At 70.4% G+C, this 15482-nt stretch carries 13 protein-coding genes; 2 read left to right on the top strand and 11 right to left on the bottom strand.

Features of this window, described 5'->3' with window-relative positions; translation table 11 throughout:
• The first annotated feature begins 93 nt into the window (after positions 1-93).
• Complete coding sequence (locus tag KV106_RS13985; RefSeq protein ID WP_057591557.1) at positions 94-996, top strand: LysR family transcriptional regulator; 903 nt, start codon at positions 94-96, stop codon at positions 994-996.
• Between the two features lie 17 nt (positions 997-1013).
• Here KV106_RS13985 and KV106_RS13990 read toward each other — a convergent pair whose 3' ends face one another.
• The 8 genes from KV106_RS13990 to KV106_RS14025 form a co-directional block, all read right to left on the bottom strand.
• Positions 1014-2519: a carotenoid oxygenase family protein gene (locus KV106_RS13990; RefSeq protein ID WP_261210764.1), complete on the bottom strand. Its 1506-nt coding sequence runs from the start codon at positions 2517-2519 to the stop codon at positions 1014-1016.
• 10 nt (positions 2520-2529) lie between these two features.
• A complete protein-coding gene (locus KV106_RS13995; protein WP_261210765.1) occupies positions 2530-2991 on the bottom strand; it encodes a DUF2141 domain-containing protein in 462 nt (153 codons plus the stop codon).
• Positions 2992-3131: 140 nt separating this feature from the next.
• Positions 3132-4247: an AI-2E family transporter gene (locus KV106_RS14000; protein WP_057591555.1), complete on the bottom strand. Its 1116-nt coding sequence runs from the start codon at positions 4245-4247 to the stop codon at positions 3132-3134.
• A gap of 101 nt (positions 4248-4348) precedes the next feature.
• Complete coding sequence (locus KV106_RS14005; RefSeq protein ID WP_057591554.1) at positions 4349-5056, bottom strand: GntR family transcriptional regulator; 708 nt, start codon at positions 5054-5056, stop codon at positions 4349-4351.
• Between the two features lie 21 nt (positions 5057-5077).
• The gene (locus tag KV106_RS14010) at positions 5078-6418 is read right to left on the bottom strand and encodes a C4-dicarboxylate transporter DctA (protein WP_057591553.1); all 1341 of its coding nucleotides are present in this window, start codon (positions 6416-6418) and stop codon (positions 5078-5080) included.
• A gap of 182 nt (positions 6419-6600) precedes the next feature.
• Complete coding sequence (locus tag KV106_RS14015) at positions 6601-9129, bottom strand: CehA/McbA family metallohydrolase (protein ID WP_261210766.1); 2529 nt, start codon at positions 9127-9129, stop codon at positions 6601-6603.
• Between the two features lie 364 nt (positions 9130-9493).
• A complete protein-coding gene (locus tag KV106_RS14020; RefSeq protein WP_261210767.1) occupies positions 9494-11296 on the bottom strand; it encodes an ATP-binding response regulator in 1803 nt (600 codons plus the stop codon).
• An 18-nt stretch (positions 11297-11314) separates the two neighbouring features.
• Positions 11315-11941 (bottom strand): response regulator transcription factor, encoded by a 627-nt coding sequence (locus KV106_RS14025; protein ID WP_261210768.1) that lies wholly within the window; start codon positions 11939-11941, stop codon positions 11315-11317.
• A 132-nt stretch (positions 11942-12073) separates the two neighbouring features.
• Between KV106_RS14025 and KV106_RS14030 the strand changes: the two genes are divergently transcribed.
• Positions 12074-12472 (top strand): hypothetical protein, encoded by a 399-nt coding sequence (locus KV106_RS14030; protein WP_261210769.1) that lies wholly within the window; start codon positions 12074-12076, stop codon positions 12470-12472.
• A 12-nt stretch (positions 12473-12484) separates the two neighbouring features.
• On the opposite strand, the gene KV106_RS14035 is transcribed toward KV106_RS14030, so the two are convergent.
• From KV106_RS14035 to KV106_RS14045, 3 genes are all read right to left on the bottom strand, one after another.
• Positions 12485-13144: a hypothetical protein gene (locus tag KV106_RS14035; protein WP_261210770.1), complete on the bottom strand. Its 660-nt coding sequence runs from the start codon at positions 13142-13144 to the stop codon at positions 12485-12487.
• Between the two features lie 64 nt (positions 13145-13208).
• Entirely contained in the window at positions 13209-14135 is a 927-nt protein-coding gene (ku, locus tag KV106_RS14040; RefSeq protein ID WP_261210771.1) for a non-homologous end joining protein Ku, read from the bottom strand.
• Positions 14136-14253: 118 nt separating this feature from the next.
• Entirely contained in the window at positions 14254-15438 is a 1185-nt protein-coding gene (locus KV106_RS14045) for a GGDEF domain-containing protein (protein WP_082321711.1), read from the bottom strand.
• Positions 15439-15482 lie beyond the last annotated feature (44 nt).

Raw genomic sequence — 15482 nt, forward strand, 5'->3', positions numbered from 1 at the left:
GCGGGGCGGATTCCAAGAAGACGGCACGGGACCATAAAACCTATTCCATTGCGGAATAAGTGATTAGGATGGCGGCGATCCGAAGGAGTGGCGATGGACCGGTTGCTGGCAATGGAAATGTTCGTGCGCGTGGTGGAGACCGGCAGCTTCTCGAAGGCCGCGCTCGAGTTCCACACCACCCAGCCCACGGTGACCAAGCAGATCGCCGCCACCGAGGCGCGCCTGAAAGTAAGGCTGCTCAACCGCAACACGCGCGGCGTGAGCCTCACCGAGCCCGGCGCGCTCTACTACGAGAAGTGCAAGTCGATCGTGCGCGACGCCGAGGAGGCCGACAGCGTGGTGCAGCTGCGCCAGAACCAGGCACAGGGCCTGCTGCGCGTCGGCACCTCGGTGGCCTTCGGCCGCCGCGTGGTGGTGCCGCTCGCGCTCGAGTACATGCGCCGGTATCCGCAGGTGCAGATCGACCTGAGCTTCGAGGATCGCTACGTGGACCTGATCGCGCAGGGCATCGACGTGGCGGTGCGCATGGGCAAGCTGGCCGATTCCTCGCTGGGCGCGCGCTACCTGGGTGCCAACCCCTGGGCCATGGTCGCCTCGCCGGCCTACCTCAAGAAGCACGGCACGCCCAGGCGCGCGCAGGACCTGAGCGCGCACGTGGCGCTGATCTACAGCAGCGTGGTGGGCGACGAGTTCTGGCGCATGCACACGCCCAAGGGCGAGCCGGTGACGGTGCCGGTGTCGGGCCGCTTCCGCTCCAACAACCTCTCGGCCGTGCTGGCGGCCGCGCGCGACGGCCTGGGCATCGCGCTGATGCCGCGCTACGTGGCCAGCGAGTCGCTGGCCGCGGGCAAGGTGCGCGCGGTGCTGGCCGACCATGCGCTGCCCGAGCAGGAGATCCACGCCGTCTTCCCGTCGCCCAAGCTGGTGCCGGGCAAGGTGTCGAGCTTCGTGGCCTTCCTGCAGGGGCGCTTCGACGAAGGCTGGTGGGACGCCTGACGGCGTCCCCTCGCGCCTCAGGCCTTCACGAAGGCCCCGTGCAGCCCCAGCGGCAGTGCGTAGGGCAAGGTGGCCTGCGCCACCGGCCCCGCCGCGAGATGGTCGGCCGCGAAGCAGGACAGCACCGTGCACTTGCGGCCGAAGTCGAGCGAGGTGCCCAGCACCCAGCCCGGCTTCCTGCCGTCGGGCACGAACACATGCTCCTCGACGATCGACTGCGCGCCGTGGACGAAGCGCTCGCTGCGGCCGCTCTCGACGTCGGTGCGCGCCACCGCCTGGAAGCCCGGCACGTCGGGCCGCGTCAGCGTGGCATGGATCACCTGGCGATGGCGCAGGCCGACGCGGCGCGGATCGATGCGCGGGAACTCGGCCTCCTGCGGCAGCACCTTCTGCGTGGCCCGGCCGGCGGCCAGGTCGAGCGTGGCGACGGTCAGGCGCGGTTCGTTCTGGCGCACGCGGCGTGCGCGCATCAGCTCGCGGTTGGTCGTGAACACCGACTCGGCATCCTCGGTGCGCACGTAGTCGATATGGATGCGCGGGCCGCGCGGCGTGTCCTCCTCCCAGGCATTGCCGACATGGAACAGGAAGCCGGCCGGCAGGGTCAGCAGCTGGCGCCGCTCCCAGTCGCGCTTGTCGACCACCAGCGCGCGCATGCCGAGCTCGGGCCGCCAGACATGGGCGTCGAGGAAGCTGGCACCGGCCTCCTTGCGCTTGCCGTCGTAGACCAGCGGCGGCATCAGGAACACCAGGTGGCGCTCGGTCACGGCGAAGTCGTGGACCATCGGCAGGTCGGGCACCGGCACCGCGGCGGCGCGGCGCAGCGTGCCCTCGGGCGCGATCTCGTAGAGCGCGAGCAGGCTCGCGCCCGAGCTCACGCCGAAGTTCCACACCGTGCCGTCGGGGTCCACCTTCGGATGGGCCGAGAACGGCATGCCCGCGAGGTCGGCGCGCCAGGTCTTCAGGCCCAGCGTGTCGAGCGTGCGCGCATCGAGGCGCGTGGCCGAGCCGCCTTCCCACAGCGCCAGCACCTCGCCCTGCAGCGGCAGCACGCTGGTGTTGGCGACGTTCATCGCGTCGGGCGAGGCCGGCGGCTCCGCGCCCGGCGGCACGGTGCCGAAGGCCTCGACCAGCCGGCGCCCGGCGCGCAGCTCGGCCACGCGCTTGGGCGTGGCCACGTAGCGGCCCTGGTGCAGCACCTCGCCGCCCGCGATCGCGAAGCGGTGCACCATGCCGTCGCCGTCGAACCAGTGGTGGTAGCGCTCGCCGCCGAGGTCGTGGCCGGTGGGGCCGACACGGAACAGCGTGCCGGCCACCGCGTCGGGAAAGCGCCCGCGCACCGTGGCGCGGGTCGGCGGCAGGTCGCCGGGCGGGGTGGCGAAGCCGATCTTCCAGGGGGCGTCGGCGGCCTCGAACTGGGCCTGCCAGTTCTCCTCGCCGGCCGCGCCCGCCGCTCGGGCCCAGGGCGCGAGCAGGGGCAGGGCGCCGGTGCCGGCCAGCAGGCGCAGCAGTTCGCGTCGTTGCATGGCGGCCTCCTCAGCGCAGGTGGATGGCGCTCTGCAGGTCGGCGTCGACGCCGATCGCCGCGGCCTCGAAGTCGGGTGCGCCGAGCTTGCCCCTGGCATCGTTCGAGAAGCCGTAGCGCTCGGTCGGCAGGCCCACGAGGTTGGTGTCGAGCTTGCCGTTGCCGTTCTCGTCGGCATAGGCGCGCACGGCATAGCGGCCCGGCGGCAGGCCCGCGAACACCACGCGCGCCTTGCCCTCGCGCAGCGGCAGGCTCTGCGAGGCCAGCGGCTTGCTGGCGCCGAAGCTGGCGGCATCGGCGTACAGCGCGATGTAGAGCGTGGCCTCGGTCGCGGGGCCGTCGGCCACGTTCAGGCTGAGGTCGGCGGCCCGCGCGCTCAGCGGGGCGAAGGTGGCGGCCGTGAGCGCGGCGACGGCGGTCGCGGCGTACAGGGTGCGCGCGGCCGGGCGGGGCAGGAAAGCGGGAAGGTGCATGGCGGTCCTCGTCGTGGTGGATGGGAAGACCCGACGATCCCAAAGGCGGCGGATGCTGCCCACCGCCATGCGACGGAATGCGCGAATGCACGCGCGAAATGCGCGAGGGCCGGCGCGAACGGCCGGCGCTCGCGGTGTCCTCAATGCTTGTGAGGATTCTTGCGGCGGCCTTCCTCGCCGTCCGCTTCGGGGGGCTCGTGGCCCGTTCCCACGTGCCCCGAATCGGCGAACAGGCTCCACGCCGCCATGAACAGCGCCGCCACCACCGGCCCGATCACGAAGCCGTTGATGCCGAAGATCGCCATGCCGCCGATGGTGGACATCAGCACGATGTAGTCGGGCATCTGCGTGTCCTTGCCCACCAGCACCGGGCGCAGGATGTTGTCGACCAGGCCGATCACGAACACGCCGACGAAGATCAGGATGCCGCCCTGCCAGAAGTGGCCGGTGGCGAGGAAGTAGATCGCCACCGGACCCCAGATCAGCGCCGCGCCCACGGCGGGCAGCAGCGACAGGAAGGCCATCAGCACCGCCCACAGCAGCGCGCCCTGCACGCCGAGGAACCAGAAGGCCAGCCCGCCCAGCGTGCCCTGCGCCACCGCCACCGCCACGTTGCCCTTGATGGTGGCGCGGATCACGGTGGTGAACTTGTTGAGCAGGTAGTGCGTGTGCGGCTTGGCCAGCGGCAGCGCGTCGCGCACCTTCTTCGACAGTTCGGCGCCATCGCGCACCAGGAAATAGAGCAGGTACAGCATCACGAAGAAGCTGACCACGAAGTCGAAAGTGTTCTGTCCGATCGCCAGCGCCTGGCTCGCGATCAACTGGCTGCCCTGGCCGGCGATGGCCGAGATGCGCGCCTGCCAGGCGGCCGCGTCGCCGAGGTTGAAGCGCTCGACGAGGTTGAGCAGCCACTGCGGCGTGGCGGCCAGGATCTGCTGGAAGTAGGCCGCGAAGTTGATCTGCCCCGAGCGGATGTTCTGCGTGACCAGCGCCACTTCCTGCACCAGCGACACGCCGATCATCGCCAGCGGCAGGATCACGATCACCAGGCAGATCGCGAGCGTGGACAGCGCCGCCGCGTTCGGCTTGCCGCGCATCTTCCTGAGCAGCCACTTGTAGAGCGGCGTGAACAGGATCGCGAGCGCCACGCCCCAGAGCACCGCGCCGAAGAACGGCATCAGCACCCAGAGGAAAGCGACGGTGACGACGGCGAGCAAGGCGAGGAACACGCCGCGCTGGAGTTGGGGAGAATTCATGGTTGTCCCGGACTGTAGCCGAGCGCGCCGGGCCGCTTTTGTAGTCGCCGACCCCTTCGTGCGCCCTCGCCAGCGGCCGGCGCGGACCTAATGCACGGTTCTCAGCGCTTGGCGCGCGGCAAGGCCACCGGCGCCAGCGTGGCGCGCAGCCGCGCCGAGGCATCGGGTTCGGCGCTGGCTTCGACCTCGAGCGCGCGCTCGACGTTGCCGATGTGCGCCAGCATCAGGCTGCGCGCGCGCGGCCGGTCGCCGTTCTCGAGCGCGGCCACGATCGCCTCGTGGTCGGCGCACGACTGGCCGGCCTCGTGCTTCGACTGGTAGAGCGTGGCCGCGAGCGTGGTGCGCGCCGTCAGGTCGCGCAGCACGTCGACCAGCAGCTGGTGGCCGAGCTGCTCGGCCAGGCAGACGTGGAAGTCGGCCAGCAGGAAGGCGCGGGTGGCGGCATCGGCGCCTTCCACCGCGCGCTGCTCGTCGGCGATGTGGTCGCGCAGCTTGCGGATCACCTTCGCCAGTGGCCGGCCCTCGGGCTCCGAGAGGATGCCCGACTCGATGATGCGGCGCGCGCGGAAGGCGTCGCGCGCCTCCTCGGCCGAGGGCTCGACCACGTACCAGCCGCGGCGCGACTGCACCTCGACGAAGCCGCGCGCCTGCAGCTGCATCAGCGCCTCGCGCACCATGGTGCGGCTGACCGCGAAGTTCTCGGCCAGCGCCTGCTCGCCGAGCCGCTCGCCGGGCGCGAGCTTCTGCGCGAGGATCGCCTCGACCACGCGCTCGGCGATGACGGTGGGGCTGACTTCGGTGGTGCTCATCGGTGGCGGCGGTGGCTTGCTTCAGTGGCGTTCGAGGGCGGCGCCGGCGAGCGGCGCGCCGGATTCTGCCAGCGCCGGCTCGAGTGCCGGTTCTTCGGGCGCCACGCGGCCGTCGAGCACCGCATGGGCGCGCTCGCGGTCGATGTCGCCTTCCCAGGCGGCGATCGCCACCGTCGCCACGCAGTTGCCGATCAGGTTGCCGAGCGCGCGCGCGATGCCCATGAACCAGTCGACCGACAGCACCAGCACCAGCCCGATCGCGGGAATGGCCGGAATCGCGTGCAGGGTGGCGGCCAGCACCACGATCGCCGAGCCCGGCACGCCGTGCGCGCCCTTGGAGGTGACCAGCGAGATCGCGAGGATCGTCAGCAGGTCGGTCATGGTGATCGGCGTGTTGGTGGCCTGCGCGATGAACACCGCCGCCAGCGTGATGTAGATCGAGAAGGCGTCGAGGTTGAACGAGTAGCCGGTGGGGATCACCAGGCCCACCGTCGAGTCGCGGATGCCCATGCGGCGCAGCTTGGCCATGATCTGCGGCAGCACGCTGTCCGACGAGGTGGTGGCGAACACGATCGCGAGCTCCTCGCGCAGGTAGCGCAGCAGCTTCCAGAGGCTGAAGCCCGACATGCGCATCACGAAGCCCAGCACCACGAACACGAACAGCAGCACCGCGAGGTAGAACAGCGCGATCAGCATGCCCAGCTGCTTGAGCGAGCCCAGGCCGTACTGGCCCACCGTGAAGGCGATCGCGCCGAGCACGCCCAGCGGCGCCAGCTTGATGAGGATGCCCATGATCTTGAACAGCACCAGCGAGAGCGCGTCCACCACCACCGCCACCGGCTTGCCGCGCTCGCCGAGCAGCGACAGCGCGCAGCCGAACAGCACCGCGAACAGCAGCACCTGCAGCACGTCGCCGGTCGCGAAGGCGTTCACCACCGTGGTGGGGATCAGCTTCATCAGGAACTCGACCGTGCCGCCGCTCGTGAGCTTGTCGGCATTGGAGGCATAGGCGCTCATCGCGGCCGGGTCGAGCTTGCCCGGATCGACGTTCATGCCCACGCCGGGCTGGAACACGAAGGCCAGCACCAGCCCCATCGCCAGCGCGATGGTGGTGAGCACCTCGAAGTAGATCAGCGCCTTCACGCCGACGCGGCCCACGCGCTTCAAGTCGCCCGCGCCGGCGATGCCATGCACCACCACGCAGAAGACCAGCACGGGAATGATCATCTTGATCAGCTTGATGAAGCCGTCGCCCAGCGGCTTGAGCTTGACGGCGAACTGCGGGGCCACGAGGCCCAGCACCACGCCGATCAGCAGGGCGAGCACGACCTGGCCGAACAGGGAGCGGGTGAAACGACGCATGGAAATCTCCTGTGTTATTTGCATGCAAGTCGTCGGAAATCTTGCATACAAGCAATGTAGGCAAGAAAGGGCCCGGGCTGGCAGAGGGTATTCCCGGGCCTGTGGGAGCCCTTTCTTCAGGCATCGGCCCCATGAAAAATGCCCCGCATCGGCGGGGCATCGGGCTCGAAAGCGGGGGCCGCCTACTTCGCGGACAACAGGAACACCTGCTGCGTCGGGTCGCGCTGCAGCCGCGTGGCGTTGCGCGTGCTCGCGAAGGCGATCACACCGCCCGAGGTCACGGGCCAGGTGTTGATGCCGGTGCCTTTCAGCAGCGTGCCGGTGTCCCAGCCCGCGGGCTTCCTGTAGACCGCCGTCATCACGCGCCAGCGCCAGTCGGCCGAGCGCGAGTCGAACCAGACCGCGCGCACCGAGCCGTCCTTGTCCACACCCAGGCGCGGCCGCTGGCTCATGGTGGTGGGCTCCGCGGCCAGCACCGTGGGGGCCGAGAAGGTCGCGCCGCCGTCGCCCGACACCGCCGCGAGCACCGCGATGTTCTTGCCGGCCGGCTCCTGCTCCTTGCTTTCCCAGGCCACGACGAGATCGCCGTTGCCGCCGAAGATCACGTCGGGATGGCGATCGGCGCGGTCGGTGGCGCCGAGGCTCACGGGCGTCTTCCAGGCGCCGGCCGCATCGCGCACCGCGACCTGGACCTGCCAGTCGTCGGGATTCGAGCCGTCGCCGTAGGCGGCGGCGCCGGTCCACAGCGGATCCTGGTCGTTGCGGTTGTCCTGCCAGGCCACGGCGACCCGGCCGTCGGCCGCGACCGTCAGGTTCGGCAGCACCGAGGCCGGGTAGTGCGGCGAGCGCGTGTCGTCGAGCACGCCGGCGTCGACCGACTTGCCGGCGCGCGAGAGGTTGCGCGGCTGCGCGTCGGTGCCGACCTCCTGCACCATGATGTCGAAGGGCTGGTCGGCCCGGATCTCCTGCCAGGCCAGCACCGGCTTGCCGCTCGCGGCCACGGCGACGTCCGGATGCTCGGCACGGCCCTCGAGCGAGCGCACGGTGTCGGTCGAGGCCCAGGTCGCGCCGCCGTCGGCCGAATGGCGCAGGTTGATGACCGGGCGGTGCGGCACCTGCACCGCGTCTTCCTCCCAGGCCACCCAGACGTCGTTGCCGCGCACGGCCACGCGCGGGAAGCGCGCCTGGCCCTTGCCGCTCAGCGTCTGGCCGGCATCGCTCCAGACGCCCTTGGCGTCGCGGCGGCGGTAGACCACGGTGCTGGTGGCATCGCCATGCATCTCGGTCACGATGTGCGTCACGCCGTCGGCGGTCACGAGGTCGGGGAAGCCGGCGAAGTCCCCGCGCGCACCGGCGACGCGCAGCGCGCCGTCGGGCACGCTGTCTTCCTTCGGCACGGCGATTTCGGCCTTGGCCTCGACCGGGGCGGGCGACACGAAGATCGGCGACACGGCCGCCTTGAGCTCCATCGCGGGCGCGGCCGGCGGAATCGGCACGTTGATGCCGCGCACCTCGACGCGGTACCAGTCGGGCTGCGAGCCGGCGGTGATGTCGACCGTGTAGGTCTCGTCGTCGCGGGTGGGCTTGAAGGTCTTCATCGGGCCGGCGCTCTTGCCGGGCATGCGGAACAGCAGCACGTCCATGCCGGCGGCGCGCTGCACGCCGATGCGCAGGTGGCCGGTGGTGCCCGCGGGCACGAAGACCTCGTCGCCGCTCATGGCGGTGTAGCCGCCGCCCTTGAGGTCGGTGGTCATCGAGACGCCGGGGCCGGTCGGGTTGATCGACAGGCTGGTGTAGCCCGCGCGCAGCGCCTCGAGGATGCCGCGCTCGTTGTAGCCCTTGGCCAGCACCTTGGTCACCGGCATGCCGGGGCTGTTGAGGTAGGGCGCGCCCCAGTACTCGCGGAAGTGGTTGTCGCTGGCGCCGGCCACGCCGAAGCGGAAGCCCGCGTTCCAGCGGTTCTCCGCGTAGTCCATCTGCTTGTCCGGGCTCTTCGAGCGGTTCCAGACCTCGACCAGGTTGACGCCCTGCACGTTGGCGTTCACGTTGGGCGAGCCGTCGGCATTCGTCTCGCCGTCGTCGGCATGCGCGACCGACCAGATGGCGCCCTGGGCGTGCGCATCCCAGACCGACTGCTGGACCAGCGCGAACTGCGCGCGGTCCGGATGCATGGCGCCTTGCTCCACCGAGTCCACGCCGCCGAGCGCGATGGCGTGCGGCTTGCCGTTGGCTTCCTCGCCGCGGATCAGCAGCAGCGAGGACGACTCCCACAGCGGGTCGTAGTGCTGGTCGTAGGTGCGGTGGTCGGTGAAGGGCACGAAGTCCAGGCCGGTGCGGCCGGCCTGGCCGATCTGGTCGGCCAGCGAGAGGTTGCCCTTGGCCTTGTCCTTGTTGAGCTGGCGCGGCGCGCTGCCGTCGTCCGAGTGGTCGTCGTGCACGTGGGTGTCGCCCTTGAACCAGGTGCCCGTGGGCGCGGCGTTCGCGGCCAGCGAGAACTTCGCCACCACGTTGCGCGCCTGGTCCATCGTCAGTTCGCAGGCCTCGGTGCCTTCGCAGGCGCCCTGCCAGCCGTCGAAGACCGAGCCGCGCGCGGCGGTCGCGATGAGCTTGACGCTCGCACCCTCGGCGTAGTCAGCGCTGCAGTCGGCATGGCAGGCGAGCGTGGTGTCGAGCGACTCCACGTCGCCGCTGCCGTCGCCCTGCACGCTCACGGCCGCGGCATGGCGGACGTTCGGGTTGTCGGGCGTGCCGGAGCCGCCGGAGCCACCGGAGCCGCCGGAGTCACTGGAGCCTCCTGTGCCTTGGCCGGCGGGCGGAGGAAGGAAGGCCAGCCCGCCGTTGCCCGAGCCTCCCCCGCACGATGCGAGGAAGACTGCGCAGGCCACCGCGAGGAAGCGTTTGGAAAAAGACTGGGGCGTCGTCAACACCATGAACCTCTGGAAGTAGGGACGGGTTCCGCCATGCAGGGCTGCGCGGTCGGAGGGCGCCGTCGAAGTGAGAACCAAAGGATGTGGTTTGCTCGTTACATCGCCATGAAAAATGTTCAGCCTAATTTCTTCATAAGATAAAGAAAACTCAAAGACGCGTGGCTCCGTGCGCCGCCAGCAGCGACTGGATCGTCGCGCGCAGCGTCTGCGCATCCACCGGCTTGTGCAGCAGCGGCCAGCGTGTGGCGCGCGCCTCGCGCAGGGCCTCGGACGAGGTCTCGCCGGTGATGAAGGCCACCGGAAACTCGCCATGGATCTCGCGCATGCGCGCGACCAGCGCCGGCCCGTGTTCGTTGCCGCGCAGCCGCAGGTCCGCGATCAGCAGGTCGGGACAACCGCCTTCGTCGAACAGCGCCGCCGTGCCGGCGACATCGAGGGCCGTGCGCACCTCGAGCTTCCAGGCCTGCAGCAGGGTCGTCATGCCGCGCACGATGTCGGGCTCGTCGTCGACCAGGTAGATCCTCGGCCGGCTGCCGGCCACGGCCTCGAGCGCGGCGGCCACCGGCGCCGGCGCGGCCGCGGCAACGGGCGGCGGCGCATCGTGCACGCCCGGCATGCGCACTTCGAAGCGGCTGCCGGCACCGAGCCGCGATCGCACCGAGATCCGCGCGCCGATCAGCGTCACCAGCCGCTCGACGATCGCCAGCCCCAGTCCCACCCCCTGGCTGCGGTCGCGTCCCGCGTTGCCGAGCTGGTAGAACTCCTCGAAGATGTGCGCGTGCTCCGAGGCGGCGATGCCCTTGCCGCTGTCCTCGACCACGAGGACGGCGCACAGGCCGTCGTGCCGCAGCCGCACGCGCAGCCCGCCGCGCTCGGTGTACTTGATGGCGTTGTCGATCAGGTTGCGCGCGATGCGCAGCACCGCGGTGGGATCGCTCTCGAGCGTGACGGGCCGCAGCTCGCGCTCGAAGTACAGCCCCTTCTTCGCGGCGGCCGCCTCGAATTCGGCACAGACGTTCGCGATCACCGCATCGAGCGCGAAGCGCTGCCGCGCCGGCACGTAGTGGCCCGAGGACAGCTGCGACAGGTCGAGCAGTCCGTGCAGCAGCGCACCGAGCGAACGCACCAGCTGGTCGATGTGCGTGGCGACCTCGTCCAGCGTGGCCGGCGTGGGGCTCGTGGCCAGGATCGCGCTGTAGACCGACAGCGCATGCAGCGGCTGGCGCAGGTCGTGGCTCGCCGCCGCGAGCACGCGCGTGCGCGCCAGCGCCGCGGCCTCCGCGCGCGTGACCGCCGCGTTGACCTCCGCATTGCTGCGCTCGAGGTGGCGCACCATCTCGTCGCGCTCGCGCCGGATCGCCACCGAGCGCGTGAGCAGCTTCTCGTTCTCGTTGGCGGCGAACAGCAGCGCGAGCATGTAGGCGAGCGTCATGACGATGGTCGCCAGCAGGTGCTCGGGATGCAGCAGCACCCAGGCGGTGGAGGTGGGTACGAGGATGGCGGCTGCGTAGACGCCGGCGAGCAGGCGCGAGGAGATCGAGACCGCGACTCCGATGGCCGGCAATGCCACCAGGATGAAGGTCAGGAAGGTCTGGTTCAGCGCGCTCAAGTCGGGCTTGAACAGCGGCAGCATCACGCCGGCCTCGGCGCCGGCCAGGAAGGCCAGCGCGACCTGCTGGCGCAGGGCCTTGCGCAGGTCGAGGCGGGAGAGCCGCCGCAGCAGCTGCCAGGCATGGGCGGCGCGCGCTCCCTCCATGCAGAGCACCGCGACGGCCCACAGCGCGAACTCGATGAGCGGCACCTGCGGCAGCAGCACGAAGGCGGAGCCACCGACCAGCAGGGCCTGCACCAGCGGAATGCGCAGGGTGACGCGTGCATGCAGCTCGACGAACTCCCGCAGCAGCTCGCGCTGGAACGAGGCCTCGGCCGCGGGGTCGTGGGTGGCTGGCACGCTGTCCCCGGGGCCGGGTCAGCAGGGACGCGGCAGGTCCAGCAGGCCGAGCCGGCTCGCGGTGATCACGGCCTCGGTGCGGTTGTGGACGTCGAGCGCCTCGAACAGCCCGCATATGTATTCCTTGACGGTGTATTCTGAAAGCCGCAGCTCGCGCGCGATCGCCTTGGTCGGCAGGGCCCGGGCCAGGCCGCGCAGCACGTCGACCTGGCGCGGGCTCAGCGCGGGAAGCTCGTGCGCCAGCGCGATGGTGTTCAGCACCTCCTGCGGCAGGTAGATCTGGCCGGCCAGCACCCGGCGCAGCGCCCGCGTCAGGGTCTCGGGCGGCATGCTCTTGGGCACGAAGCTCATGGCGCCGGCATCGATGCAGGCCCGCACGGTGGCGAGGTCGCTGGTGGCCGACACGATCACCACCGCGACGTCGGGCGCGGCTGCCTTGAAGGCGGTGAGTGCCTCATGGCCGCGTTCGCGCGCGAGCGTGAGGTCGAGCAGGCAGACGGCGAGATCGGGGTGTGCGGCGACGGCGGCCGTCGCCTCGCGCAAGGTGGCGGCCTCGTAGACCGCCGCGCCGCTCTCCATGCTGGCGAGCAGCAGACGCAGACCCGCACGGAACAGTGCGTGGTCGTCCACGACAAGAATCTTCATCTTGTACCTCTCCCTGCGCCGGGCCGGAGCTGGCTCTGCGGCCGCGTTTTTACACCATCGCAGGGCCCGATCGGGCGCGGCCCCCTCGCAAGAGGGGATGTTTTCCGGGGGGCTAAAAACTATGGTCGGGGCATGACGCTCAAGCGCCTTCATCAACTGCTGCGTGTGACCTCGCACCTGCTGGACCAGGCGGCCGCCGATGCCCACAGGACGCAGCTGCACCCCCTGTCCACCAACATCGAAAGAATAGGCCGCGCGCTGATCGAGGTGCTCGACGTGCAACGGCAGATCCACATCGCGCACCCCGAACTCAGGCCGCGGTCGCTGGCGGCGCCGGCACGCGAGCGCGATGCCATCCTTCTGTTCGCGCGCTGCATGGCGGAGGCGCTCGAACTCGAGGAACGCGGCGAGACCCAGGCCGCGATCGCGACCTACGAATGGTTCCTCGGCAATTCGCGCTCGCTCTCGCGGCGGGCCATCGCGCAGGCGCAGATCCGGCGGCTGTCCTTGTCGGCGGTTCCGGCGCGTTGAGCGCCCGGGTCCTCAGTGGCGGGTGGCGGGGTTCTCCGCTTCCTGTCGCAGGCGTTCGGCCTCCCGCGCCAGCGCGACGATCTCGACGATCTCGCGCAGCGCGAGCCGCCCGGTCAGTTCGGCTTCGCCGGCCAGCACGCTCTGCAGTGCCTCCCGGCCCTTGGCGCCGGTCAGCCAGGCGGCGGCCGACGAGATCGATCCGCCACCGAAGCGGACCTTCAGCGCCTTGCCCGCGGCGTGGCTGATCCGCACGAACTCCTCGTGGTTCGTGGCCGCCGATGCCTGGCGCACCACCAGGCAGAAGGCTTCGAGCTTGTCGGTTTCGGTGCGCAGGCGGCGGGCCTTCGCTTCGCTCGGTGCGATGGGCCCCAGAAGCACCGGTTCCGAGGCTTCGGTGAACAACCGGATCTCGCGGCCTTCCGCCCATCCGGCATCGCCGCGCGACAGCACCTCGACCGGCCGGCCCTGGGCCTGGGTCGCTCGCTCGGCGGCGGCGCGCGCTTCGTCCGCCCGTGCCGCAGGCCATGCGAGCAGCGGCGAGTCCGGCGTGCCATGCACCGCCCACCGGCCCGCGGCGTTGAGGCAGCGCGCATGGCTGTCTTGCCGTTCGGCGGCAGGTGACGCCGAGGGGTGATCCGCGAGGGACAGGAACAGGTACTGGGTGGGCGGCATGGGAGCGGGCTTTGCGGACAAGGGCCCGATTGTCCCCTCGTCGTCCCCTCGTTGCCTTCGCGTGCTACGCCGCCTTGCGCTCCTCGGACTTCCTGGCCGGCGCCGCCTTCGCACGCGTCGTCTTCTTCGCGGCCGCCTTGCCCGCCTTGGGCGCCGCGCGCGCACCCTTCTTCGCGGCGGCCCCCGCCTTCGCGCCCTTGAGGCTTCGCGTCAGCAGCTCGGTCAGGTCGATCACCTTCGCGCCCGGACCCGGTGCCTCTTCCTCGGGCTCGACCACCGTCTCGGTGTCGCCGGCCTTGACCTTCTTCTCGACGATCTTCATCACCGCGTGCTTGAACTCGTCCTTGAAGTCCTCGGGGTCCCAGGCGCCAGACATGTCCTTGACCAGCTGCTCGGCCATCTTCATCTCGGCCGGCGTGATCTTCGCGCTCTTCACGCCCTCGGGCGGAAGATCCAGCCCCTCGGTCGACTTCACCTCGTCGCCCCAGCGCAGCAGGTTCAGCACCAGCACCTTGCCAGAGGGCACGAGCACGGCGAGGTGCTGCTTGGTCGAGATCACCACCTTCGCAAGCCCGACCTTGCCGGTCTTCACGAGCACCTCGCGCAGCAGCGCATAGACCTTCTGGCCCTTGTTGATCGGCGCCACGTAGTAGGGCCGCTCTAGGTAGACGAAGGGAATCTCGCCGGCGTCGATGAAGCGCTCGATCTCGATGGTCTGCGTGGTGCGCGGAAAGGCGGCCTCGATCTCGGCCGGCGAGACGATCACGTACTTGCCGTCCTCGTACTCGACGCCCTTGACGATGTTGTCGCGGTCGATCTCGCGGCCGGTGCGCTTGTTGATGCGCTTGTAGCCCACGGGGTCCATGCTGCGCTTGTCGAGCCAGTCGAAATCCACGCCCTGCTCGCTGCTCGCGGTGTGCAGGCCGACGGGGATGTGGACCAGGCCGAAGCTGATCGCGCCTTTCCAGAGGGTTCGGGTGCCGGTGGCCATGGGCGTGACTCCTTGCCGGCTCGAAACGCAGCCGGTTCATGGCCGCACCATGCGCGCGGGCGCGGCCGCGGCTCGTAGGAGACCGGCGGCCGATCGCGTCGGGCCGTTGCCGCGGTGATCAGCCGGCCATGGCCAGCACCACCCGGTCGCGCCCCTGCGACTTGGCGCGGTAGAGCGCCTCGTCGGCCTGCCCGAGCATGTCGTCGATGTCGGCGCCCGGCCATTGCGGCGCCACGCCCACGCTGACGGTGAACGAGCCCACCGCGGCCAGCGGCGAATCGGCCGGGAAGGCCTGGCGCGCGCCATGGCGCAGTTCTTCGGCCAGCGCGGTGGCCTCGTCGGTGCTGGCTTCGGGCAGCATCACGACGAACTCCTCGCCGCCGTAGCGCCCGAGCACGCCCTGGCCGCCCAGGCTGCGCTGCATGCGCCCGACCGCCTCGCGCAGCACCGCGTCGCCGGTCTGGTGGCCGAAGCGGTCGTTGATCGACTTGAAGTGGTCGACGTCGATCATCAGCAGCGCCATGCGCCGCGGCGCCGAGGCCTCGCGGCCGGCCGTGCCGAGCTGGGCCTGGCAGGCGTCGAGCAGCGCGCGCCGGTTGAGCACGCCGGTCAGCGGATCGTGGGTGGCGAGGAACTCGAACTCCGAGTGCATGCGGTCGGTGGCCATCAGGATGGCGCCGATCGACAGCAGCAGCACGGTGAAGGAATACATCGAGATGTAGATCGACTGCAGCAGGGTTGCGTCCATCAGGCCCACGCCGGCCATGCCCAGCAGCGCCGACACCAGCCGCGCCAGGGCCACCAGCGACTGCAGCAGCAGCAGCACGATCATCAGCCGCATGCCGAGCACGCGGCCGCGGTTGCGGATGTAGAGCAGCGCGTGGTTGAAGAACAGGGCGGCGACCAGCGCCGTGACGATCACCAGCCGGATCTCGTAGTCGGGCTTGAACTCGCTGAACCAGAACAGCGCGCAGGCCATCACCACGGTCAGGCCGTGCCAGCCGGCGGTGTCGCTGCGGCCGTGCAGGAAGCGCTGGCTGCCGGCGTAGTAGAGAAGGCAGGCCTCGAACAGCACCACGTTCGCGACCACGATGGTGATGAAGTCCGGCAGCACGTCGCGGCCGGCGAACAGCAGGGTGCTGACGAAGGCCACCAGCGGCGCCCAGGCCCACTCGCGCAGGCCCTGGATGGTGGCCGGGTAGCTGCGGCGCATGAAGAACACGACCACCGACATCACGACGCCCATCAGGCCCGCCAGCATGATGACGGAACGGGGATCGAGAACGGAGGGCAATGCAGCCATGGGACCGGATTCTGCATTGCCCCGCACGGCCCGTGCCGGCGCGG

It is taken from the genome of Variovorax endophyticus (genome assembly GCF_025376855.1).
GTDB lineage: Bacteria > Pseudomonadota > Gammaproteobacteria > Burkholderiales > Burkholderiaceae_C > Variovorax.

What these genes read in the sequence shown, in the direction of transcription:
- KV106_RS13985 (WP_057591557.1), top strand. Translation starts at nt 94, where the DNA reads ATGGACCGGTTGCTGGCAATGGAAATGTTCGTGCGCGTGGTGGAGACC.
- KV106_RS13990 (WP_261210764.1), bottom strand. Translation starts at nt 2,519, where the DNA reads ATGCAACGACGCGAACTGCTGCGCCTGCTGGCCGGCACCGGCGCCCTG.
- KV106_RS13995 (WP_261210765.1), bottom strand. Translation starts at nt 2,991, where the DNA reads ATGCACCTTCCCGCTTTCCTGCCCCGCCCGGCCGCGCGCACCCTGTAC.
- KV106_RS14000 (WP_057591555.1), bottom strand. Translation starts at nt 4,247, where the DNA reads ATGAATTCTCCCCAACTCCAGCGCGGCGTGTTCCTCGCCTTGCTCGCC.
- KV106_RS14005 (WP_057591554.1), bottom strand. Translation starts at nt 5,056, where the DNA reads ATGAGCACCACCGAAGTCAGCCCCACCGTCATCGCCGAGCGCGTGGTC.
- KV106_RS14010 (WP_057591553.1), bottom strand. Translation starts at nt 6,418, where the DNA reads ATGCGTCGTTTCACCCGCTCCCTGTTCGGCCAGGTCGTGCTCGCCCTG.
- KV106_RS14025 (WP_261210768.1), bottom strand. Translation starts at nt 11,941, where the DNA reads ATGAAGATTCTTGTCGTGGACGACCACGCACTGTTCCGTGCGGGTCTG.
- KV106_RS14030 (WP_261210769.1), top strand. Translation starts at nt 12,074, where the DNA reads ATGACGCTCAAGCGCCTTCATCAACTGCTGCGTGTGACCTCGCACCTG.
- KV106_RS14035 (WP_261210770.1), bottom strand. Translation starts at nt 13,144, where the DNA reads ATGCCGCCCACCCAGTACCTGTTCCTGTCCCTCGCGGATCACCCCTCG.
- ku (WP_261210771.1), bottom strand. Translation starts at nt 14,135, where the DNA reads ATGGCCACCGGCACCCGAACCCTCTGGAAAGGCGCGATCAGCTTCGGC.
- KV106_RS14045 (WP_082321711.1), bottom strand. Translation starts at nt 15,438, where the DNA reads ATGGCTGCATTGCCCTCCGTTCTCGATCCCCGTTCCGTCATCATGCTG.